The 21,451-nt window shown below is 68.9% G+C and carries 24 protein-coding genes; 10 read left to right on the top strand and 14 right to left on the bottom strand.

What is annotated here, in order from left to right; genetic code table 11:
- Positions 1 to 15: 15 nt before the first annotated feature.
- The gene (locus ACXYX3_RS10055) at positions 16 to 906 is read left to right on the top strand and encodes an alpha/beta hydrolase (protein ID WP_458611589.1); all 891 of its coding nucleotides are present in this window, start codon (positions 16 to 18) and stop codon (positions 904 to 906) included.
- 5 nt (positions 907 to 911) lie between these two features.
- Here ACXYX3_RS10055 and ACXYX3_RS10050 read toward each other — a convergent pair whose 3' ends face one another.
- A complete protein-coding gene (locus ACXYX3_RS10050; protein WP_143817609.1) occupies positions 912 to 1,106 on the bottom strand; it encodes a DUF3046 domain-containing protein in 195 nt (64 codons plus the stop codon).
- 9 nt (positions 1,107 to 1,115) lie between these two features.
- Positions 1,116 to 2,288: a glycosyltransferase gene (locus ACXYX3_RS10045; RefSeq protein WP_458611588.1), complete on the bottom strand. Its 1,173-nt coding sequence runs from the start codon at positions 2,286 to 2,288 to the stop codon at positions 1,116 to 1,118.
- Positions 2,289 to 2,331: 43 nt separating this feature from the next.
- Between ACXYX3_RS10045 and ACXYX3_RS10040 the strand changes: the two genes are divergently transcribed.
- Positions 2,332 to 2,769 carry a limonene-1,2-epoxide hydrolase family protein gene (locus tag ACXYX3_RS10040; RefSeq protein WP_458611587.1) on the top strand — a complete coding sequence of 146 codons (438 nt, stop codon included), beginning with the start codon at positions 2,332 to 2,334 and terminating at the stop codon, positions 2,767 to 2,769.
- Between the two features lie 7 nt (positions 2,770 to 2,776).
- Here the strand turns inward: ACXYX3_RS10040 and pspM are convergent, their stop codons facing one another.
- The 5 genes from pspM to pgsA all read right to left on the bottom strand — a co-directional run bounded on the left by pspM (position 2,777) and on the right by pgsA (position 6,069).
- Positions 2,777 to 3,595, bottom strand: coding sequence for a phage shock envelope stress response protein PspM (pspM, locus tag ACXYX3_RS10035; protein WP_458611586.1), 819 nt, complete (start codon positions 3,593 to 3,595; stop codon positions 2,777 to 2,779).
- A gap of 18 nt (positions 3,596 to 3,613) precedes the next feature.
- Positions 3,614 to 4,435: a phage shock protein PspA gene (gene pspA, locus ACXYX3_RS10030; RefSeq protein ID WP_241207185.1), complete on the bottom strand. Its 822-nt coding sequence runs from the start codon at positions 4,433 to 4,435 to the stop codon at positions 3,614 to 3,616.
- 120 nt (positions 4,436 to 4,555) lie between these two features.
- Positions 4,556 to 4,873, bottom strand: coding sequence for a transcriptional regulator ClgR (gene clgR / locus ACXYX3_RS10025; RefSeq protein WP_241207184.1), 318 nt, complete (start codon positions 4,871 to 4,873; stop codon positions 4,556 to 4,558).
- A gap of 118 nt (positions 4,874 to 4,991) precedes the next feature.
- Complete coding sequence (locus ACXYX3_RS10020; RefSeq protein ID WP_458611585.1) at positions 4,992 to 5,495, bottom strand: CinA family protein; 504 nt, start codon at positions 5,493 to 5,495, stop codon at positions 4,992 to 4,994.
- Positions 5,473 to 6,069, bottom strand: coding sequence for a CDP-diacylglycerol--glycerol-3-phosphate 3-phosphatidyltransferase (gene pgsA, locus ACXYX3_RS10015; protein WP_458611584.1), 597 nt, complete (start codon positions 6,067 to 6,069; stop codon positions 5,473 to 5,475). The genes ACXYX3_RS10020 and pgsA overlap by 23 nt, the downstream gene beginning before the upstream one ends.
- A 42-nt stretch (positions 6,070 to 6,111) precedes the next feature.
- Here pgsA and ACXYX3_RS10010 point away from each other — a divergent pair, with 42 nt between their 5' ends.
- Positions 6,112 to 6,621: an amino-acid N-acetyltransferase gene (locus ACXYX3_RS10010; protein WP_241207181.1), complete on the top strand. Its 510-nt coding sequence runs from the start codon at positions 6,112 to 6,114 to the stop codon at positions 6,619 to 6,621.
- Between the two features lie 82 nt (positions 6,622 to 6,703).
- On the opposite strand, the gene ACXYX3_RS10005 is transcribed toward ACXYX3_RS10010, so the two are convergent.
- Positions 6,704 to 9,241 carry an FtsK/SpoIIIE family DNA translocase gene (locus tag ACXYX3_RS10005; RefSeq protein ID WP_458611583.1) on the bottom strand — a complete coding sequence of 846 codons (2,538 nt, stop codon included), beginning with the start codon at positions 9,239 to 9,241 and terminating at the stop codon, positions 6,704 to 6,706.
- 163 nt (positions 9,242 to 9,404) lie between these two features.
- Between ACXYX3_RS10005 and ACXYX3_RS10000 the strand changes: the two genes are divergently transcribed.
- The 4 genes from ACXYX3_RS10000 (at position 9,405) to ACXYX3_RS09985 (ending at position 12,192) form a co-directional block, all read left to right on the top strand.
- Positions 9,405 to 9,719, top strand: a complete 315-nt coding sequence (locus tag ACXYX3_RS10000) for a putative quinol monooxygenase (RefSeq protein WP_458611582.1) — start codon at positions 9,405 to 9,407, stop codon at positions 9,717 to 9,719.
- Positions 9,720 to 9,721: 2 nt separating this feature from the next.
- A complete protein-coding gene (locus ACXYX3_RS09995; protein WP_241207179.1) occupies positions 9,722 to 10,534 on the top strand; it encodes a mycofactocin-coupled SDR family oxidoreductase in 813 nt (270 codons plus the stop codon).
- Entirely contained in the window at positions 10,531 to 11,403 is an 873-nt protein-coding gene (locus tag ACXYX3_RS09990) for an SAM-dependent methyltransferase (protein WP_241207178.1), read from the top strand. The genes ACXYX3_RS09995 and ACXYX3_RS09990 overlap by 4 nt, the downstream gene beginning before the upstream one ends.
- A gap of 126 nt (positions 11,404 to 11,529) precedes the next feature.
- Positions 11,530 to 12,192 (top strand): response regulator transcription factor, encoded by a 663-nt coding sequence (locus ACXYX3_RS09985; protein ID WP_458611581.1) that lies wholly within the window; start codon positions 11,530 to 11,532, stop codon positions 12,190 to 12,192.
- Here the strand turns inward: ACXYX3_RS09985 and ACXYX3_RS09980 are convergent.
- The 4 genes from ACXYX3_RS09980 to ACXYX3_RS09965 are packed head-to-tail and all read right to left on the bottom strand — an operon-like array spanning position 12,189 to position 16,332.
- Complete coding sequence (locus tag ACXYX3_RS09980) at positions 12,189 to 13,865, bottom strand: ribonuclease J (RefSeq protein ID WP_458611580.1); 1,677 nt, start codon at positions 13,863 to 13,865, stop codon at positions 12,189 to 12,191. The genes ACXYX3_RS09985 and ACXYX3_RS09980 overlap by 4 nt on opposite strands.
- 11 nt (positions 13,866 to 13,876) lie before the next feature.
- Complete coding sequence (gene dapA, locus ACXYX3_RS09975) at positions 13,877 to 14,779, bottom strand: 4-hydroxy-tetrahydrodipicolinate synthase (RefSeq protein ID WP_458611579.1); 903 nt, start codon at positions 14,777 to 14,779, stop codon at positions 13,877 to 13,879.
- A gap of 25 nt (positions 14,780 to 14,804) precedes the next feature.
- Positions 14,805 to 15,557: an FAD-dependent thymidylate synthase gene (gene thyX, locus ACXYX3_RS09970; protein ID WP_458611578.1), complete on the bottom strand. Its 753-nt coding sequence runs from the start codon at positions 15,555 to 15,557 to the stop codon at positions 14,805 to 14,807.
- 19 nt (positions 15,558 to 15,576) lie between these two features.
- Positions 15,577 to 16,332, bottom strand: a complete 756-nt coding sequence (locus ACXYX3_RS09965; RefSeq protein ID WP_458611577.1) for a FadR/GntR family transcriptional regulator — start codon at positions 16,330 to 16,332, stop codon at positions 15,577 to 15,579.
- A gap of 106 nt (positions 16,333 to 16,438) precedes the next feature.
- On the opposite strand from ACXYX3_RS09965, the gene ACXYX3_RS09960 reads away from it, so the two are divergent.
- Both ACXYX3_RS09960 and ACXYX3_RS09955 read left to right on the top strand, forming a co-directional pair.
- On the top strand, positions 16,439 to 17,344 hold the full coding sequence (locus ACXYX3_RS09960; protein WP_458611576.1) for a proline iminopeptidase-family hydrolase: 906 nt from the start codon (positions 16,439 to 16,441) through the stop codon (positions 17,342 to 17,344).
- On the top strand, positions 17,341 to 18,744 hold the full coding sequence (locus tag ACXYX3_RS09955) for an APC family permease (protein ID WP_458611575.1): 1,404 nt from the start codon (positions 17,341 to 17,343) through the stop codon (positions 18,742 to 18,744). Before ACXYX3_RS09960 ends, ACXYX3_RS09955 begins: the two co-directional genes overlap by 4 nt.
- 2 nt (positions 18,745 to 18,746) lie before the next feature.
- Here ACXYX3_RS09955 and ACXYX3_RS09950 read toward each other — a convergent pair whose 3' ends face one another.
- A complete protein-coding gene (locus ACXYX3_RS09950; protein WP_458611574.1) occupies positions 18,747 to 19,823 on the bottom strand; it encodes a GGDEF domain-containing protein in 1,077 nt (358 codons plus the stop codon).
- A 128-nt stretch (positions 19,824 to 19,951) separates the two neighbouring features.
- Here ACXYX3_RS09950 and ACXYX3_RS09945 point away from each other — a divergent pair, with 128 nt between their 5' ends.
- Positions 19,952 to 20,545, top strand: coding sequence for a tRNA-specific adenosine deaminase (locus ACXYX3_RS09945; RefSeq protein ID WP_458611573.1), 594 nt, complete (start codon positions 19,952 to 19,954; stop codon positions 20,543 to 20,545).
- 6 nt (positions 20,546 to 20,551) lie between these two features.
- Here ACXYX3_RS09945 and ACXYX3_RS09940 read toward each other — a convergent pair whose 3' ends face one another.
- The gene (locus ACXYX3_RS09940) at positions 20,552 to 21,448 is read right to left on the bottom strand and encodes a haloalkane dehalogenase (protein ID WP_458612036.1); all 897 of its coding nucleotides are present in this window, start codon (positions 21,446 to 21,448) and stop codon (positions 20,552 to 20,554) included.
- Between the last annotated feature and the right edge of the window lie 3 nt (positions 21,449 to 21,451).

Here is a 21,451-nt window from a genome sequence, read left to right as displayed (position 1 = left end):
CTAGCGTTTCCGTTCGTGACCACGCCTGAGGACGTTCGCATCCCGGCCGGTGCCGACCAACTCGCCGCGTACCTGTACCGGCCCGACGGCTCCGGCCCGACCGCTCAAGCCCCGTGCATCGTGATGGCCCATGGCTTCACCGCCACCCGCGACGACGGCCTTCCCGAGTACGCCGAAGCCTTCTGCCAGGCCGGATACGTCGTGGTGGTGTTCGACTACCGCGGGTTCGGCGCATCCACCGGCACGCCCCGGCAGCTGCTCGACATCGGGATGCAGCAGACGGACTACCACACCGTCGTGGCGTGGGCCCGTCAGTTGGACGGCGTGGACCCCGACCGGATCGCGCTGTGGGGCTCGTCGTTCAGCGGCGGGCACGTCCTGGCCGTCGCCGCCGCCGACGCACGCATCGCTGCGGTGGTCTCACAGGCGCCGTTCACCGACGGGCTCGCGACGCTGCGGGTCCAACCACCCGCGTTCGTCCCGAAGGCATTGGTCGCGGGGCTGCGGGATCAGCTCGGCGCCTGGCGCGGCCGCCCACCCCACCTGCTGGCAGCTGTCGGCAAACCGGGCGCCTTCGCCGCGATGACATCCCCGGATGCGCAGCCGGGCTTCGAGGCCATCGTCGGTGCGAAGTCGTTGTGGCGCAACGAGTTCAGCGCCCGGGTCGGGCTACGGCTGGGTCTCTACAGGCCAGGGGCGAAGACCGCACAGCTGGCCATGCCGCTGCTGATCTGCGTTTGCGACGACGACAAGGTCACCCCGCCGGGGCCCACGGTCAAGGCGGCGCGGCGCGCCCCGCGCGGGGAACTACTGCACTACCCCTACGGCCACTTCGACATCTATCACGACCCGAAGGTCAAGGCCGACCAACTGGAGTTCCTCGGGCGGGCGCTCGCTCCGCGATAACCGTTTCACCACTGGTCGCGCGGCACGTCGAAGTCCGCGCACAGCGCGCGCCACACATCTCGGGGTTCGACACCGTCCTCGATGGCCTGCGCGGCGGTCCGCCCGCCCATCGTCGTCAGGACGTGGTCGACGAGCATCGACGACGCGCGCACCGCGCCGAACTGGCGCTCGACGAGTTCGTGGAATTCCGTCAGCCGCACAGGCCCAACCTACGCGGACGCCCGGAGTGCCTCGTGACACACTCCGACGGGGTCGGCGACTGCCCCGGCGGTCGCCCCGGCGCGTACCGCGGCATCTCGATGGCGCGCCGACCCCAGCACCTGGGCGGTGGCCGCGCTCAAGGTGTCCGGGTTCAGCGGCCGCACGAGTTCCGCACTGCCCTGGCGGACAAGCCGATTCGCGATCTCCCACTGGTCGCCGCCACCGGGGACCACCACCATCGGGACACCGGCGAGCAGCGCTTTCGACACGATGCCGTGTCCGGCGCCGCAGACCAGCAGATCCGCGCGAGACAGCAGTTCGTCCTGACGACCCAGCCCGACCACGGCCCACGGGGGCACCTCCTCCTCCGGAGGATGCAGTTGTGACACGGCGACGCGCGCACCGCCGGGCAGCACCTGCCCGGGCACCAGGGTCTGCAGCGCCAGATCGGCGAGCGCGACGGCGCCGGTGCTCGCCGTGGACGGCGCGACCATCACCATGGGTCCGTTCCCGGCCGGCACGTCCAGCAGCGCCGTCGTCGGCTCGTAGTGCAGGGGGCCGACGACGACGGCCTCGGCCGGCCAATCGGGCCGCGGCACCTCCAGCGCCGGCAGGGTGGCGATCAACCGGCGCAGCGGCCCGGGGTCGGCGGCGGGCAGGCCGATCTGCACACGCACGGCGGCGCGTTGCCGCAGCCCCGCCTTCCAGGACCGCGCGCTCAGCGAGCGCAGGACGGCATCGCGCGCGCGTCCGCGCACCCCGACTCCCGGGGCCAGGCCGCTGCCCAGTGGCGGCAACCCCTCGGATGGCCGGTACAGCGGGTGGGTGTTCAGCTCGATCCACGGCACACCGATCAGATCGGCGACCAGTCCCCCGCACGTGGTGATCGAATCGGACACCACCACATCGGATTTCAGCGCCTGAATGCGCTCACGGTTGAGGACGGCCATGCGCGCGGCACGTTCGTGGATCTTCGCGCCCGCGTCGGCGTCGTCGTCACCGGTCATGACCCGCAGCCCGTCGAGTTCGACGGCGTCGAACCCTTCCCCCCGCGCCGTGTCCAGCCACCGCGTGCCTGTCAGCAGCGTCGGCTCGTCACCGGCGGCCAGGAAACGCTGACACAGTGCAATGGCCGGGAACGCGTGACCGGGATCCGGTCCGGCGACCACCGCGACACGCATGCGGGCTACCCTGCCACAGCACCTGCCGTTAGGGTCGATCGGTATGACCGATGAGGCCCTGCTGCCGATCACCGACAACGCCGCGCTGGTCCGCAAGTTCCTGCTCGCGCTCGCCGATGAGGACTTCGACACCGTCGAATCACTGGCCGCCCCGGACTTGGTGTGGCAGAACGTCGGATTGCCGTCGATCCGGGGACGCGCGCGGATCATGGGATTGCTGCGGCGCGGCGAGGGCAAGGTGGGCTTCGCGGTGACGTTTCACCGTGTCGCCGCCGACGGCGACACGGTGCTGACCGAACGCACCGATGCGATCCTCCTGGGGCCCGTGCGGCTGCAGTTCTGGGTGTGCGGAGCGTTCGAGATACGCGACGGCCAGATCAGGCTGTGGCGGGACTATTTCGACATGGTCGACGTGATGGTCAAGGCACCGCTGAAGGCCTTGGTCGGGGCGATCATCCCGGCCCTGCGGCCGCGCTTCTGACCCGTCGTCAGGCGCCGCGCAGCCGGCCCAGCTCGTCGAACGCCTGCGCCCATCCGGTCAGCCGGTCGGTGGCGGAGGTGAGCTCGTCGCGGTAGCGCCGCTGCACCATCGGCGAGCTCGACATCGAGCCCGAGTTCGCGGCCGACACCAGCTGGGCGGCCGCCGAGACCATGTCGCTGTACTGGCGGGCGCCGCGGTCGAGCTGCGCGGAGAACGCCGCGACGGTGGGCGTCAGGTGGGATCGGGCCTGCGGGGCGGAGCTGACCGTGCGCTCCATCGACACCACTTCGGCGGCGGTCGCCGACATCGTGGCGGCGGTCCGCTCGGCAGCGGCACGCAGGTCGCGCAGCTCCTCGTCGGGCAGCAGGCGACCGCGTTCCATGACCCCGAGCAGAGACACCAGCCCGCGCTCGGATGACGCCAGCTCCGCCATGGGGGCTCGTGCCGCCGATCCCCACGGCGGCAAGCGTCGCACACCACCGCTGCGGGCCGGCGGCAACGGCTCACCGCGCAGCCAGCGGTACCGCAGGAACGCCAAGGTCGCGAGGAACGCGGCGCCGACCGCGATCGGCGACGGGATGAACAACGCCCACACAGGCGTGTTCCACGATGCGAGCAGCGCGGTCACGCCCACCCAGAACGCCGACGACAGCGCGAAGAACACGCCGAGGCGCAACGCCCAGCGACGTTTGCGCAGAAGTTTGGCGCGGGGATCGGCGGCGGCGTTCAGCTTGTCGGCGAGCGCGCCCGACCACTCCGCGGCAGTGTCGATGCCCCGCTGGGCCAGTGAACGCCAGGCGTCGGGTCGTCGGGTCCGAGTGCTCACCACATGCTCCCGTGAATGTTATTGCGACAGCGGGTTTTCCGGTGTCGGATTGGCGGCCGGGGTCGCCGGCGACTGCGCCGGGGTCGCCGGGGTCTGGGCCGAGCCGGCGGGCAGCTGCTCGCCGCGCATGGAGGCCCGGATCTGTTCCAGCCGCGAATGGCCGGCCATCTGGACGCTGGCCTGCTGGACCTCCATCATGCGGCCCTGCACCGAGTTCTGAGCAAGCTCGGCGGCGCCCATCGCGTTGGCGTACCGGCGTTCGATCTTGTCGCGCACCTCATCGAGGCTGGGCGTGCTGCCCGGCGCGGCGATCTCGCTCATCGACCGCAGGGACGCGCTCACCTGCTCCTGCATCTTGGCCTGCTCGAGCTGGCTGAGCAGCTTGGTGCGTTCGGCGATCTTCTGCTGCAGCACCATCGCGTTCTGCTCGACGGCCTTCTTGGCCTGGCCGGCCGCCTGCAGGGCCTGGTCGTGCAGGCCCTTGAGGTCCTCGACGCTCTGCTCGGCCGTCACCAGCTGCGCGGCGAATGCCTCGGCCGCGTTGTTGTACTCGGTGGCCTTGGCGGCATCCCCGGCGGCGACGGCCTGATCGGCCAGCGTCAGCGCCTGACGGACGTTGACCTGGAGCTTCTCGATGTCGGCCAGCTGGCGGTTGAGCCGCATCTCGAGCTGGCGCTGGTTCCCGATCACCTGGGCCGCCTGCTGGGTCAGCGCCTGGTGCTGACGCTGGGCCTCCTCGATCGCCTGCTGGATCTGCACCTTGGGGTCGGCGTACTCGTCGACCTTGGAGCTGAACAGCGCCATCAGGTACTTCCACGCCTTGCTGAACGGATTGGCCATGAGAACGTTTCCGCCTTCTCGAAGTCTCGGGTCAGTGGAACAGGGTCACCAGCGCGGGTCGCCTGTCATCGCAGGTACCCAATTTATCGGTTCGGGACAGCTCGCCACACCCCTGCCGGGTCAGGCGACCGCCATGACAGCCTGCGGGATGACCACCTTGGTGCTGGCGTCGATCCGGGAGGTGCTGACCTCGGCGCGCGACTCCTCGAGCGCCATGTCGTCGCCGGCTTCGGACAGCACGCGGGACAGCGGGACGTCGAGGGCTCCGCAGATGGCGCTGAGCAGCTCGCTGGAGGCTTCTTTACGGCCGCGCTCCACTTCGGAGAGGTAGCCCAGGCTGACCCGCGCGGTGTCGGAAACTTCGCGCAGGGTGCGCCCCTGCTCGACGCGCACGCGCCGCAACACGTCGCCGATCACTTCGCGCAGCAGTGTCGTCATCGCGCTCTCCTTCGTCAGCTTCGGGGCCGCAACACTTGCAGCCCCATCGTGGCGTGCTATCCGTGCCAACGCACGACGGACCCCGGATGGTTCCCGGGAATCCGGCGCGCTGGTTCTCTCACTGGTTTTCGATGAGTGTGCGCAGCCGCTGCAGCGCTGCGTGCACCGCGGCGATCCGGATCTGCCAGCGGCTGCCGTCGAGGTGCAGAGCCAGCACCTCGGCACCGACGGGTCCCGCGAACCCGACGAACACCGTGCCGACGGGATGCCCGCCGTGCGGTTCCGGGCCGGCGACACCGGTCAGTCCCACTCCCCACGTGACGCCGCAGCGCTGCTGCGCGCCGACGGCCATGGCCCGTGCGGTCGGCTCGGCCACCGGACCGACGTCGGCGAGGAGTTCGGGGGCGACGCCGGCGAGCTTGATCTTGGTGTCGACGGTGTAGGTGATGAGGCCGCCGCGCAACACCGCGCTCGCTCCCGGCACGCCCGCGAGCGTCGCCGCGACCAGTCCGGCCGTCAGCGACTCCGCCGTGGCCACGGTCTGGCGGCGCACCGTCAGATCGGCGACGAGGGAGCGGGCGTCGTCGCTGACGAGCGGGTCACTGACGAGCGGGTCGGCCACGGGAGTCCCTCACCGCCGAAATGAAGTAGTCGGCGCCGGTGAGGACGGTGAGCACCACGGCGGCGAGCATGACGATCCACGCACCCGTGGACCAGGCCCCGGACAGCGGCAGGATGAACAACCCGATCGCGACGGCTTGCACCGATGTCTTGAGCTTGCCCCCGCGGCTGGCCGGGATGACGCCGTGACGCAGGACCACCAGGCGTAGCAGGGTCACTCCGAGTTCGCGGGCCAGTATCACCGCGGTCACCCACCACGGCAGGTCGCCGAGTATCGAGAGTCCGATCAGCGCCGCTCCGATGAGGGCCTTGTCGGCGAGCGGATCGATGAGCGTGCCGAACTCGGTCACCATGCCGTAGCTGCGGGCCAGCGCCCCATCGAGCCGGTCGGTGATGACGGCCACCGTGAAAACGGTGAAAGCCATTGTCCGCCAGAAAAATTCGTGACCGTCACCGACGAAGAGGAAGGCCAGGAACACCGGAACCAGGATCAGACGAACCCCGGTCAGGGCATTGGCCAGGTTCGCCACCCGAGCGCGCGGGACCACAGGATCGGTCTGTGGTTGGCCCGGCACCGACACAGAATACTGGTTGCCCGAACCGATACCCTTCCCCGTGTGAGCTCAGATCCGGATGAGGTGGTCGTGCGTCGGGCCAGGACGTCCGACGTGCCGGCCATCAAGGCTCTCGTCGACGTCTATGCCGGTCGCATCCTTCTCGAGAAGAACCTGGTCACGCTCTACGAGTCGGTACAGGAGTTCTGGGTGGCCGAAGCGGCGGGCGAGGTCATCGGGTGCGGCGCGCTGCACGTGCTGTGGTCCGATCTGGGTGAGGTGCGCACCGTGGCCGTCCATCCGAAGGTGCGGGGCCGCGGCGTGGGGCACGCAATCGTCGATCAGTTGTTGGCCGTCGCCAAGGAGTTGCGGCTGCAGCGGATCTTCGTGCTGACGTTCGAGACGGAGTTCTTCGGCAGGCACGGTTTCGCCGAGATCGAAGGCACCCCGGTGACCGCGGAGGTCTACGAGGAGATGTGCCGGTCCTATGACACGGGCGTGGCCGAGTTCCTGGACCTGAGCTACGTCAAGCCCAACATTCTGGGCAACACCCGAATGCTCCTCACCCTCTGACGCCCAACCCGACATTCGGGCGCGAAAGTGCGAGTGCGTTGCGCCTTTTGTCGATCTCGGCACGCCATAGGGCGCGCCTCGCTCAGAAGTCCGGCTCGTCGCCTGAATCTCCGTCGCCACCCACCGCGTCGCTGCCGCCGCGGATCAACGCCAGCGTGCCGGCCAGATCGTCGGGCTTGACCAGCACCTCGCGCGCCTTGGAGCCCTCCGACGGCCCGACGATGCCGCGCGTCTCCATCAGGTCCATCAGCCGGCCCGCCTTGGCGAAGCCCACCCGCAGCTTGCGCTGAAGCATCGAGGTGGAGCCGAACTGCGACGACACCACGAGTTCCACCGCCTGCAGGAACACGTCCATGTCGTCGCCGATGTCGGGGTCGACGTCCTTGCGTTCGCCGGCCTTGACCGCGGTGACGCCTTCGACGAACTCCGGCTCGGCCTGATCCTTGGTGGCGTTGACGACGGCGGAGATCTCTTCGTCGGTGATGAATGCGCCCTGCAGTCGGATCGGCTTGTTGGCCCCCATCGGCAGGAAGAGCCCGTCGCCCATGCCGATCAGCTTCTCGGCGCCGGGCTGGTCCAGGATGACGCGGCTGTCGGTCAGCGACGACGTCGCGAATGCGAGCCGCGACGGCACGTTGGTCTTGATCAGACCGGTGACGACGTCGACCGACGGCCGCTGGGTGGCCAACACGAGATGGATGCCGGCGGCGCGGGCCTTCTGGGTGATCCGCACGATCGCATCCTCGACGTCGCGGGGCGCGGTCATCATCAGGTCGGCGAGCTCGTCGACGATCGCGAGGATGTAGGGGTAGGGCTTGTATTCGCGATTGCTGCCGAGCGGCGCCGTGATCTCCCCGGTGCGCACCTTCTCGTTGAAGACGTCGATGTGGCGCACGCGGGAGGCCTGCATGTCCTGGTAGCGCTGCTCCATCTCCTCGACCAGCCAGGCCAGCGCGGCGGCGGCCTTCTTCGGTTCGGTGATGATCGGCGTGATCAGGTGCGGAATGCCTTCATACGGCGTCAGTTCCACCATCTTGGGGTCGATCAGGATCATCCTGACCTCTTCCGGGGTGGCACGCGCGAGCAACGACACCAGCATCGAGTTGACGAAGCTCGACTTACCGGAACCGGTGGAGCCGGCGACCAGCAGGTGCGGCATCTTGGCCAGGTTGGCCGAGATCATCTCGCCTTCGATGTCCTTGCCCAGGCCGATCACCAGCGGATGGTGGTCGGAGCGCACCACCGGGTCGGTCAGCACATCGGCCAGCCGCACCATCTCGCGATCGGTGTTGGGCACCTCGATGCCGACCGCCGATTTGCCGGGGATCGGCGCGAGCATGCGGACGCTCTCGGTGGCCACGGCGTAGGCGATGTTGCGGTGCAGCGCGGTGATCTTCTCGACCTTCACACCCGGGCCGAGTTCGACCTCGTAGCGGGTCACGGTCGGGCCGCGCGTGCAGCCGGTCACGGCGGCGTCGACCTTGAACTGCTCGAGCACCGAGGTGATGGCGTCCGTCATGTGCTGGTTGGCCGCGGTGAGCCGTTTCGGCGGGTCACCGGCGATCAGCAACTCCAGCGACGGCAGCGTGTAGGGACCCTCGACGACACGGTCCAGCGTGAGCGTCGGCTCCTTCCGCGTCTTCTTGCGGGTCTTGACCGACGGGGGCGGGTCGGCCACGTCCTCGTCGAGCGGATAGTTCTCCATCGGGGTGCCCGCGGGCTTCGCCAGCGGCACGGTGGGTTGAGTGGCCGAGGGCCAGGATGCGGACTCCTCCGGAGTGGTCGGATCCTCGTCGTAGTACCCGTCGGAGAAGTCCTCGGCGGTACGGGCGGGGGCCGGTTCGTCGTCGTCGAACCATTCCTCGTCCTCGTCGACGTCATCGTCGTCAGCACCGCGCCAACGCGTCGAGAACATGTCGTGCAGCGTCGCCGGCACCTCGCGGATCGTGGTGCCGGTGATCAGGAGGACGCCGAAGAGCGCGCCGATGACGAGCAGCGGCGCGGCGATCCACGCCGTCAAGCCGTCGGCCAGGGGCCCACCGATCGCGAAGCCGACGAAGCCGGCCGCGTGTTGGCGTTCCACGGGGTCCTGCGGCGATCCCGACCACAGGTGCAGCAGTCCGAGAGCCGGCAGCGCGATCATCGCCGCACCCAGGATGAAGCGTGGGCGCGACTCCGGATCCGGCTCGGAGCGCATCAATGCGACACCGATGACCGCCAACGCGAGCGGCACGAGGACGACGGCGCCGCCGACGAGCATGCGCAGGAAGGTGTCGATCCACTCTCCCACCGGGCGTGCCGCGTCGAACCAGGAACTCGCGGCCACCACCACCGCGAGCGCAAGCAGACCCAGGGCGATGCCGTCGCGGCGATGGCCCGGGTCGAGATCGCGGGCGCGACCGACCGAGCGGGCAGTGCTGCCGGCACCCTTGGCCAGCATCAGCCACCCGGCGCGGGCGCCGCGGCCGACGGCGGTTCCGGCGGCGGCCACCGGCGACGGGCCCCGACGCGTGGGTTTGCGACGGGGCGGCGCCGGGCGCGACGACCGCGCAGAGCCCCGAGAACTGGTCTTCGACCTGGTCGAACGGGCGCCAGCGCGGGACGCGGTCTTACTCGCCATGCCGGTAAGCCTAGTCGCACAGGCCCCAGATGCACCATCTGCCACACAGGTCACAGATAGGTCTCGGCAGGCCTCGGGCGACGATCGGGTGTGGCCCGCCGACACCGCCGGCAGCAGACAGTACGGTGAGCCCTGTTCAGTCCCGCTCGAAGAGGAGTCCCCCATGCCTGTCGTCGTCGTCGCGACCATGATCGCCAAACCCGAGTCCGTAGACGCCGTCCGCGATGCCTGCAAGAAGGCGATCGAGGCCGTGCACGACGAGCCCGGTTGCGAGCTCTACGCCCTGCACGAGGCGGACGGCACGTTCGTGTTCGTGGAGCAGTGGGCCGATGCGGACGCCCTCGAGGCCCATGGTTCCGCACCGGCGGTCGGCACGCTGTTCGGCACCATCGGCGAGCTCCTCGACGGCGCCCCCGACATCAAGATGCTCGCCCCCGTGGTCGCCGGCGACCCGGCCAAGGGTCAGCTCCGTCCCTGACGATGGGTGAACTCAGCGGCAAGGTGGCCCTGATCACCGGCGCCGCGCGCGGACAGGGCCGGGCGCACGCGGTCACCCTCGCCTCGGCGGGTGCCGATGTCATCGCGATCGATCTGTGTGCGCAGATCGATTCGGTGCCCTACCCGTTGGCCACGCGCGACGACCTGGCCGAGACGGTGGCACTGGTCGAGAAGGCGGGCGCGCGGATCGTGGCATCCGAAGCCGACGTGCGAGATCGCGACGCGCTCAAGGCGGCCGTCCGAGAGGGCACCGAGCGCCTCGGCGAACGGCTCGACATCGTGATCGCCAACGCGGGTATCGCGCCGATGACGGCGCCGCAGGCGTGGCAGGACGTCATCGACGTCAACCTCACCGGGGCCTATCACACCATCGACGTCGCGATGAAGCCGATGATCAAGTACGGCAACGGCGGCGCGATCGTGCTGACGAGCTCTGTCGCCGGCCTGGTGGGTGTCGGCGCGCCCATCGCGGGCGCGGTCGGGTACACCGCCGCCAAGCACGGCATGGTGGGACTGATGCGGGCCTATGCGAATTTCCTTGCGCCATACAGCATCCGGGTCAACTCCGTGCACCCCGCCGGGGTGAACACCCCGATGATCGACAACGAGTTCACCCGATCCTGGCTCGACGGCATGGCCGCCGAGAGCGGGCCGGACATGAGCAACGCGCTGCCGGTGCGGGCGTTGGAGGCCGAGGACATCGCCAACGCGGTGTACTGGCTGGTCTCCGACGCCGCGCGGTACGTCACCGGCGTGGCACTGCCCGTCGACGCCGGGTTCGTCAACAAGCGATGACGGGCCGCAACCCCGTCGCGCAGACAGCGTTCGGACCGATGGTGCTCGCGGCGATCGAGCACAACGAAGCGCCGCACCGGCGGCTCGTGGACGACGATCTGGCCGAGGCGTTCCTACCGGCCCGGCTGCGCGCGCTGGTGGCGGCCACCCGCGTGGCACCGGTGCGCCGGACCGTCATGGCGGCAGCGCAGCGCAGCGGGCCGGGCCTGTGGTCGAGCATCGCCTGTCGCAAACGCCTCATCGACGAGCGCCTCTCCGACCCCCTCAACGAGACCGATGCCGTCGTCGTCGTCGGCGCCGGTTTCGACACCCGCGGGTGTCGCATCGCCCGACACAGCGACATGCCGGTGTACGAGGTCGATCAGGCGGTCACCATCGAGCGCAAGGCTGCGGTCCTGCACCGGGTGTTCGGCGGCATCCCGGCCTCGGTGCATCTGGTGGCCGCCGACCTCGAACGCGACGATCTGCTGGCGGCCCTGCAATCGGCGGGCTACGACGCGTCGCGGCGTACGTTCTTCATCGTCGAAGGGGTCACGCAGTACCTCTCCCCCGACGCCGCGCGCACCACGTTGGCCGCGCTCGGCACAGCCGCCGCAGGCAGCCGGTTGGTGTTCAGCTACATCCGGCAGGACTTCCTGGACGGGACCAACCTGTACGGCGCGGCATCTGTGCACCGGCGATTCCGCGGACGACGCCCGATCTGGCACACCGGATTGATACCCGAGCGGCTCGGCGAGTGGCTGGCCGAGCTGGGCTGGCAGCTGGTCGAGCAGGCCGGCCCCAGCTACTACCGCGACCTCTACATCCGCCCCACCGGTCGCGCTGTGGCGGCCTCCCCGATCGAGTGGACCGCGGTGGCCCAGCGCTGACGACACCGGCGAAGGACTTTTGTCACTTCCGCGGTTCCCTGTGGCCCTAACCGGCGAGCGCCCGGATCGGCGATCGTCGATGACGACGCCGACGAGATGCACCGGCGCCGAGCAGGGGGAATCGACGTGACCAGACTTCTCATCGCCGAGTCCGATCCACGGATCGCGACGACGATTCGCCGTCAACTGCGCGCTCAGGGCTTCTCGGTGACCCTGGTGGCCGATGGACGGTGCGCCTACCACGACGCACGCCACGGCAATTTCGATCTTCTGATCGTGGGCGCACGTATGCCGGGCATGGACGGTCTCGATGTCGTGCGCCGCCTACGCGCCGACGGTCTGCGGCTGCCGGCCATCCTGCTGACGACCCGCAGCCGCGCTGCGCGAGCCTGCGCGACACGCAGCACCTCGCGCGAGGAGTTCGTCTCCGTCGCCCCGTTGCGCGCCGCCGAACTCACCGAGGCGGTGCGAAGCCTGCTGTCGCACCGCCGCATCGCCCGCACCCCGGAGCTCCGCTACGGCGGCCTGCGGGTGGATCTCGCGAGCCGGCGGGCACACGTCGGGGACTACTGCGTCGACCTGTCCGCACGCGAGTGCGATCTGGCTGCGACGTTCCTGCGCCATCCGGGACAGGTCCTCAGCCGCGAGTACCTGCTGCGACAGGTGTGGGGTCACGACGAACCGGAGTCGAACGTCGTCGACGTCTACGTCCGCTACCTGCGACGCAAGCTCGGCGCGCACTGGTTCGCCACCGCACGCGGTGTGGGGTACCGGCTCCAGGCCTGCTAGACCTCGATGACGGTCGGCACGATCATCGGCTGACGCCGGTACGTCTCCCCCACCCATTTGCCCACGATGCGCCGCACCGCCTGGGCGATGCGCGCCGGGTCGGTGACGTGTTGGGCTGCGAGGTTGTCCAGCTCGGCCTCGACGCGACGCGCGACCGGCTCGAGCGCTTTGGGATCCTCGGAGAAGCCGCGTGAGCTCAGGTGCGCCGGCGCCACCGCCTGACCGGTACCGCGGCGCACCACGATCGTCACCGCGATGAAGCCGGACGAGAGGATGAGCCGCTCACCCAGGGTCGCATCCCCGACGTCGCCGGTGACGAGCCCGTCGACGAACATCTTGCCCACCGCGACCGCCCCGGCGACGGCGACGCGACCGGCCGCCAGATCGACGCTGACGCCGTTCTCGGCGATCACGATGTTCTCCTCGTCGACGCCGGTGCTGGCCGCCAGGGCGGCGTTGGCGCGAAGCATCCGCCAGGTGCCGTGCACGGGCATCACGTTGCGCGGGCGCACCCCGTTGTAGAGGAACAGCAGTTCGCCCGCGTAAGCATGTCCCGAGACATGCACGCGCGCTTGACGGTTCGTGACCACGCGGGCGCCGACCTTGGCCAGCGAGTCGATCACCCCGTACACCGCCTCCTCGTTGCCGGGGATCAGCGACGAGGACAGGATCACCAGATCACCCGCGGTCAACGTGATGCTGCGATGCTCGCCGCGCGACATCCGCGACAAGGCCGCCATCGGCTCCCCCTGGGTGCCGGTGGTGATCAGCACGACGCGGTCGGCCGGCATCATCTCGGCGGCGCCGATGTCGAGGACGTCGGAATCGGCGACGGTGAGGTAACCGAGTTCGCGGGCGATCCCCATGTTGCGCACCATCGACCGGCCGACGAACGAGACCTTCCGGCCGAGCGAGACCGCGGCGTCGATGATCTGCTGGACGCGGTCGACGTTGGAGGCGAAGCACGCGACGATGACGCGCCCGTCCGCACCGCGGATCAGACGGTGCAGCGCCGGCCCGATCTCACTCTCCGACGGCCCCACCCCGGGAATCTCGGCGTTGGTGGAGTCACACAGGAACAGATCGACGCCGGCGTCGCCGAGGCGGGACATCCCGGGCAGGTCCGTCGGCCGCCCGTCGAGCGGAAGCTGGTCGAGCTTGATGTCACCGGTGTGCAACACCGTGCCCGCGCCGGTGTGGATGGCCACGGCCAGACATCCGGGAACCGAGTGGTTGACCGCGAAGTACTGACACTCGAACACGCCGTGGGTGGACCGCTGCCCTTCGGCGACCTCGACCAGTGTCGGCGAGAGCCGGTGCTCGCGACACTTCGCGGCGACCAGAGCGAGGGTGAACTTGGAGCCGACGACCGGGATGTCGGCGCGCATCTTCAAGAGGTAGGGAATGCCCCCGATGTGGTCCTCGTGGCCGTGGGTGACGACGAGCGCCTCGATGTCGTCGAGCCGGCCCTGGACATGGCGCAGGTCGGGCAGGATCAGGTCGACGCCCGGTTCGTCGTGCGTGGGGAACAGCACGCCGCAGTCGACGATCAGCAGCCGACCGAGATGCTCGAATGTCGTCATGTTGCGGCCGATTTCGTTGATGCCGCCGAGAGCGGTCACCCGCAGTGCTCCGGCGGCCAACGGGCCGGGTGCGACGAGTTCGGATTCCACCGGCGATCCCGTTACCGAAGCACCGCGGCGGCCCGCAGGTCCGCTGCCAGTGCCTCGAGTTGGTCGTCTGTGGCCGGTACCTGCGGCAGCCTCGGGTCGCCGACCTCGAAGCCCTTCAGCCGGAGCGCCGCCTTCGACAGCGTCACGCCGCCCAGGCGCGCCTGCGCCGCCATCAGGGGCGCCAACGACACGTTGATCTTGCGCGCGGTCGCCACATCACCGGAGGCGAAGGCGGACAGCATGTCTCGAAGTTGCCCGGCCGCGACGTGACCCCACACGCTGATGAAGCCCGTCGCGCCCATCGCCAGCCACGGCAGGTTCAGCGCATCGTCACCGGAGTAATAGGCCAGTCCCGTCTCGGCCATGATCTGGCCGGCTCCGGGCAGATCCGCCTTGGCGTCTTTGATCGCGACGATGTTGGGGTGCTGGGCCAGGGTCCGGATCGTGTCCCATTCGATCGGCACGACCGAGCGCGGCGGGATGTCGTAGAGGATGTTCGGCAGCTCGGTCGCATCGGCGACGGCGCGGAAGTGCGCGAGCAGGCCCTCCTGCGGCGGACGCGAGTAGTACGGGGTCACCACGAGCAGTCCGTGCGCCCCCTCCGCGGCGGCCGCTCGGGCGAGGCCGACGCTGTGCGCGGTGTCGTAGGTGCCCGCGCCGGCGACGACGCGCGCGCGGTCCCCGACCGCTTCGAGCACAGCGCGCAGCAGGGCCAGCTTCTCGGCATCGGTGGTGGTCGGTGATTCGCCGGTGGTGCCGGAGACCACGAGGCCGTCGCAGCCGGCGTCGACGAGGTGACCCGCCAGGCGCGCCGCGGTCTCGATGTCCAGCGAACCGTCGGGCTTGAACGGGGTGACCATGGCCGTCAACAGGGTGCCCAGCCGGGCGGTGACGTCGAAGGCGCTGGTGCTCACGGGCACCAAGATTACCCGGTGACCCTCAGCCTTCCGTGGCCAACGGGCTGGTGGCGACCTCACTGCCGTCGGCCAGCACGGTGATCTCGAAGTCGGCGAACACGGCGGGCGCCGTGTCGGCGAGCTGGCGCAGGCATTCCACGGCGAGCCGTCTGATCTCGACGTCGGCGTGTTCGCTGGCCCGCATCGCGATGAAATGTCGCCACGCCCGGTAGTTGCCGGTGACGACGATCCGGGTCTCGGTCGCATTGGGCAGCACCGCGCGGGCGGCCTGTCGGGCCTGCTTACGCCGCAGCGTGGCGTTCGGCACGTCGGCGAACCTCTCTTCGAGCCGGGCCAGCAGCTCGACGTAGGCGGCCCGGCTGGCGTCGGCCGCGTCGGCGACGATGCGGGTCAGCTCGGGGTCGCCGTCGACACCCGGGGGCGCCACCACCGCAACGTCTCCTTCGGGTACGTAGCGCTGCGAGAGCTGTGAGTAGGAGAAGTGCCGGTGTCGGATCAGCTCGTGGGTGCACGAGCGGGAGATCCCGGTGATGTAGAACGACACCGTAGCGTGTTCGAGCACCGAGAAATGTCCGACGTCGATGATGTGCTGCAGGTAGGCGGCGTTTGTCGCCGTCTTTGGGTTGGGTTTGGACCAGCTCTGATAGCACGCCCGGCCGGCGAATTCGACCAGCGCCGCACCGCCGTCGGCATCGGTGCTCCAGTCGACGTCGGGGGGCGCGGTGAATTCCGTCTTGGCGATCAGCTGCACGCGCAGCGGCGCGATCTCGGCCACCGGCGCAGCCTAGCTGCTCTCACTCGGCGGGCACGCCGGCGCGACGCATCGCGGTCATGATGTGTCCGAAGTCGATCGTGCCGTGCGCGCGGGCCAGTGCGTCGGCGTCGTCGGCCCGGCCTTCGGCGATCGCTTCGACGATGAGTTCGTGCTCACGCAGGGCCCGCGCCTCGACGGTCCGCATGGAGTCGGGTTCCCCCCACAGGTGAGCCGGCGCGCCGATACTCACCCGCGCCTTGAGATCGTTGAGCACGCCGGCGAGCACGTCGTTGTGGGCCGCGTCGGAGATGGCCGCATGCAACCGGCTGTCCGCCTGCTGAGCCGCCAGGCCGGTCGCAGCGGTGCGATATTCCTCGAGCCGCTGCCTCAGTACCGCGATGTCGGTGTCGGTGCGGGCTTCAGCGGCTGCCCGGCACACCGCCCCCTGCAGGCGACACACCGCGTCGCACTGGACCCGCAGCTCGTCGAGGCGGCCGGCCAACGTGCGCCCGACGGCTTCGGTCGACGAATCCGGCCACTGCTGGCGCACGAACGATCCCCCGCCCCGTCCCCGGCGCGTCTCGAGCAGCCCGCGATCGACCAACCGCGCCAGCGCCGCACGCACGGTCATCCGGCCGGCGCCGAGGTAGGCCGCCAGGTCGCGCTCGCCGGGCAGGCGCGCGCCCGGGAGGTACTCGCCGATCGCGATCGCGGTGATCAACCGGTCGGTCACCTCGTCGACCCGCGAGGAGGAGTCCAGCTGTCGGTGCAGCACGCCGGACGGTGCTTCACCCATGGGTGATCCGTTGTGCCCCATCAGCGCCAGTCCCCTTCGAGTCACCGACATGTTAAATCGTTTGATTGGTCTTGCAGGGAGACCTTTAGGGGTTCATGCTGATGCGATGCAGCGCGAGACCCGTCTGGTCGCCTTCCGCGAGTACCAGACCTGGGTACAGATCACCACGCCGGATCGCCCGAAACCCGGGGCGTTGCCGTTGTTCGTCCTGCACGGCGGACCCGGCATGGCACACAACTACGTGGCCAACATCGCCGAGCTGGCCGACCAGACGGGCCGGACAGTGATCCACTACGACCAGCTCGGGTGTGGCAACTCCACCCACCTACCCGACGCGCCCACCGACTTCTGGACGCCCGCTCTGTTCGTCGACGAATTCCACACCGTCGCAGGCACTCTCGGTATCGAGAACTATCACCTGCTCGGACAGTCCTGGGGCGGCATGCTGGGCGCCGAGATCGCCGTGCGCCGCCCCGCCGGCCTGGTCTCGCTGGCGATCTGCAATTCACCGGCGTCGATGGAGCTGTGGGTGCAGGGCGCGGCAGAACTGCGCGCGCAGCTGCCGTCGCAGACTCAGGATGCGCTCGAGCGGCACGAGGCGGCCGGCACCGTCACCGATCCGGAGTATCTGGCCGCGACGATGGAGTTCTACCGCCGCCACGTCGCGCGGATGGACCCGTTCCCCCAGGACTTCCTCGACTCCGAGGCGCAGATGGAGGCCGAACCGACGGTCTATCACACCATGAACGGGCCCAACGAGTTTCACGTCGTGGGCACCCTTCGGGACTGGTCGATCATCGATCGCCTGCCCGACATCGAGGCGCCGACCCTGGTCGTCGCAGGTGAATTCGACGAGGCCACACCCGCCACCTGGCGGCCCTACGTCGAGCACATCCCCGACGCGCGCGGTCACGTCTTCGCCGGCTGCAGCCATTGCAGCCATCTGGAGAAACCCGAGGAGTTCCGCGCCGTGGTCGCGAGCTTCCTCACCGAACACGAGGACACCCCATGACCGACAACGAACCCGCCGCCCAGCGCACGCTGGAATCGTTCGGCTACAAGCAGGAACTGCACCGCTCGGTGTCGACCTTCGACCTGCTGGTCTACGGGCTGGTGTTCATGGTGCCGATCGCCCCGTGGGCGATCTTCGGCACCGTCTACAACAGCTCGTCGGGCATGGTGCCCCTGGTCTACGTGATCGGGCTGGTCGCGATGATCTTCACCGCTCTCGCCTACGCCCAGATGGCGAAATCGTTCCCGCTCGCCGGCTCGGTGTTCTCCTATGTGGGTCGCGGAATACATTCCGGGGCAGGGTTTTTCGCCGGCTGGGCGATGCTCCTGGACTACCTTCTGGTGCCCACGCTGCTGTATGTCTTCGCTGCGGAGTCGATGATCGGATTGTTCCCGGACACACCGCGGTGGATGTGGGCGATCCTGTTCGTTCTCGTCAACACCGCGATCAATCTGTTGGGCGTCGACTCGCTGAAGATGGCCAACCGGGTGTTCCTCGCGATCGAGCTGGTGTTCGTGGTGGTGTTCGTCGTGATCGCGGTGCGTGCGATCAGCGGTGGCAGCCTGCCCGACGTCGGATGGAGCACGACCCCGATCTGGAACTCGGACACCGTCAGCGCACCTCTGCTGGCTGCTGCGCTGTCGATCGCGGTCCTGAGCTTCCTCGGCTTCGACGGGATCTCGACGCTCGCCGAAGAGTCCACGGGCACGCGCAATCCGGCCGGCAAGGCGATGGTCGGTGCACTGTTCATCGTGGCGTTCCTGTTCATCGTGCAGACGTGGCTGGCCAGTCTGCTCGGCGGTGGTCGCGAGGCGTTCGGAGACGACGAGGTGGGCAACGCCTTCTTCAATCTCGTGCAGGCTGCGTCGTCCACCGGCTGGATGGACGCGTTCTTCGTCGTCAACGTGCTGGCCGTCGGCTTCGCCAACGCGATGGCCGCCCAGGCCGCGACCAGCCGGCTGCTGTTCTCGATGAGCCGCGATCGTCAACTTCCCCACTTCCTGTCGAGGATCAGCGCGCGCCAGGTGCCGATCGCGGCGATCCTGACCGTCAGTGCGCTGTCGATCGTGCTCGTGTTGTTCTTCGTCGGCCAGATCGGCTTGATCTCCTCGCTGGTCAACTTCGGCGCCCTGTTCGCGTTCTGCCTGCTGCACATCTCGGTGGCCTGGTACTACCTGGGCCGCAAGAAGTCGACGAACTACCTGCTGCACCTGGTGGTGCCGGCGCTCGGCTTCGTGATCATCGCCTACGTGCTCATCAACGCCGACTCGTTGGCCAAGATCGGCGGCATCGTGTGGCTCGCGATCGGCGCGATCGTCTACGTCGTCAACCGGATGCGCGGAATCGGCGCGGGTCCGTCGGCGGATCACGCCGTGGAGTCGCCCGCGGCGACGGGCTGAGTTCAGTCCTGCCGGCTCGACGTGGTGAGGCGCCGGTGCTCCACGCGATCGCCGCCCGCCCGTTTGGCCCGGTACATGGCGGCGTCGGCGGTGGCGATCATCCGGTCGAGGAAGTCCGGGGCGGTGGTGTCGTGGTCGGTGAGCAGCGCTGTGCAACTGCCGAGGCTGGCGGTGATGTCGAACGGCAGCGCCGCGATGTTCGCGCGGACGGCGTTGGTGGTCTCTGCGTGACCTGACGGCGCGTCGGTGTCGGCGACGACGAACTCTTCCCCACCGAGGCGGCCGAGGACGGCGGTCTCACCGCAGGTGTGCCTGAGCACGTCGCCCACGTCGGCGAGCGCCCGGTCGCCCGCCGCATGTCCACGGGAATCGTTGAGGCCCTTGAAGTCGTCGAGGTCGATCATCGTGACATTCACCGCACCGCCACTGCCCTGACGCCCGACCAGTTCCCGGAGCGCCTGATAAAAGGAGCGCCGGGTCAGCAGACCGGTGAGCGAGTCGCGGCCGGATTCCACCAGGTCGGCATGCAGGGAGTGCACCAGGGAGTAGATGCCGAAAGGTACGCCGACGTTGAGCGCCACCACGGTGACCGCCGCGCTGATCGTCACCGAGACGTCGCCGGTGTCCACGATGAGTCGGGTCGCGGTGATCACCGCGCACACGGCAGCCACCGCGCCGTTGACCAGGACGTCGGCCAGCCGGTGGAAGTACGCCAGGAATCCGCCGAGCACGGCGAACATCACACAGCCCATCAGACCCGCATAGGCATACGACATCGACAGGGAGCCCGCGGCGATGCACGCACAGCACACCAGGTTGTAGATCAGGGATCGTGTGTGGGTCGGCCAGCCGGGTAGCCACACGGTGGAGACAGCGATCGCGCCGGCGCCGGCGGCGATCGCCACCGCCCGCCCGACGGGAGTCGACGGGCCGACGGGGCTGGTCAGCAGGATCAGCGGCAGCGTGCCGAGGACGCAGGTGAACGCGAATATGGCCATGCGCCATCGCTTCTCGAGGCCGCGTCGGCGCAGGTATGCGCTCAACGCGTCGAATCGACCGGCGTCGCGCCATCCGGACATGCATGGGTCCCGTCGTGTTCTGTTCGTCGTGCTAACGGATTCATTGTGCCCGCTCCCGGCAGGCCTGTGCGCGCCTTGTCGTGGTCAGCGAACCCGCCGCAGCGACGTTAGTGTTGGACGTGTCTTTCATGCCCGAGGGCGCCTCCACGATCGCCTCGCGCCTCCTGGACGTCATCGACTCCGACATCCTGCCGCTGACCGAACATGGCGTGGCCGGCGGCAACAAGGTCTTCGGGGCCGCGCTGCTGTCGAAATCGGATCTGTCCCTGGTGATCGCGGGGACCAACGCCGAGACGGCGAACCCGCTGTGGCATGGCGAGATCAACACACTCCGACAGTTCTACGAGCGCCCCGATCGCCCCTCGACGACGGACCTGATCTTTCTGACCACGCACGAACCGTGCACGCTGTGCATGTCGGCGATCACGTGGGCAGGCTTCGACATCTACTACTACTTCTACAGCCACGAGGATTCCCGCGACAGCTTCGCGATCCCCCACGACCTGGTGATCCTGCGCGAGGTGTTCGGCCTCGAACCCGGTGGCTACCGGCGCAGCAACGCGTTCTGGACCGCGCACTCCATCGTCGAGCTGATCGAGAACGAGAACGAGCCGCTGCGCTCGACGCTGCTGAATCAGCGTGAAAGCATCCGCGCCCGGTATGACTCCCTGTCGCGGCAGTATCAGAAGAGCAAGAGCGACAACGACATACCGCTGAACTAGGCCGGTTCAGCCAGGGTTGGCGGCGATGAAGTCGACGACGACCGTCGCCAATTCGGGGCCCTTGTCCTCCTGCAGGAAATGCCCGCCACCGGCGATGGTCACCTCGGGTTGGCCGTGCGCCCCCGGAATCAGTTTCCGCAGCGCGGCGTCGCCACCCCGCGTGATCGGGTCAGAGTCGGAGAAGGCGCACAGGAACGGCTTCTCGAAACGCCGCAACGCCTCCCAGGCCGCCCGGTTCGCGGGTGCGGCCGGGTCGTCCGGGCTCGTGGGTACGAGCGTCGGAAACTGCCGCGCCCCGGCCTTGAACGGGTCGTCGGGGAACGGAGCGTCGTAGGCGGCGATGACATCGGCCGGCAGTGTCGACACACAGCCGCCGTCGATGATTCCTCCGACCGGGAAGTCGGGGCTCTCCTGGCTGAATCGCTGCCACGCGAGGAACGCCTCGCCGGGATGCTGATCTCCGGTGGGCAACGCGGTGTTGGCGGCGACGACCCGGGCGAAGCGGTCGGGATGCTCTCCCACCAGACGCAGCCCGATGAGCCCGCCCCAGTCCTGGCACACCAGCGTGATGCCGGTCAGGCCGATCGCCTCGATGGCAGCCCAGGTCCAGTCGACGTGCGCCTGATAGGTGTAGTCCTCACGCCGTGCCGGTTTGTCGCTGCGGCCGAAGCCCACCAGATCGATCGCGACCGCGCGCAGGCCGGCGCCGGTGAGCACCGGGATCATCGAGCGATACAGGTAGCTCCACGACGGCTCTCCGTGCAGCAGCAGCACCACCTCCGCGTCGCGGGGCCCCTCGTCGAGGTAGTGCATGCGTATCCCCGCGACATCGACGTAGTGGGGCGCGAACGGGAAGTCGGGCAGATCGGCGAAACGCTCATCGGGGGTGCGCAGGATGTCCATGGA

The sequence above is a fragment of the Mycobacterium sp. Panama NTM2 genome (assembly GCF_054355555.1).
Note: the sequence above shows the minus strand (reverse complement) of the source record. Positions and strands in the feature narration are given on the sequence as shown.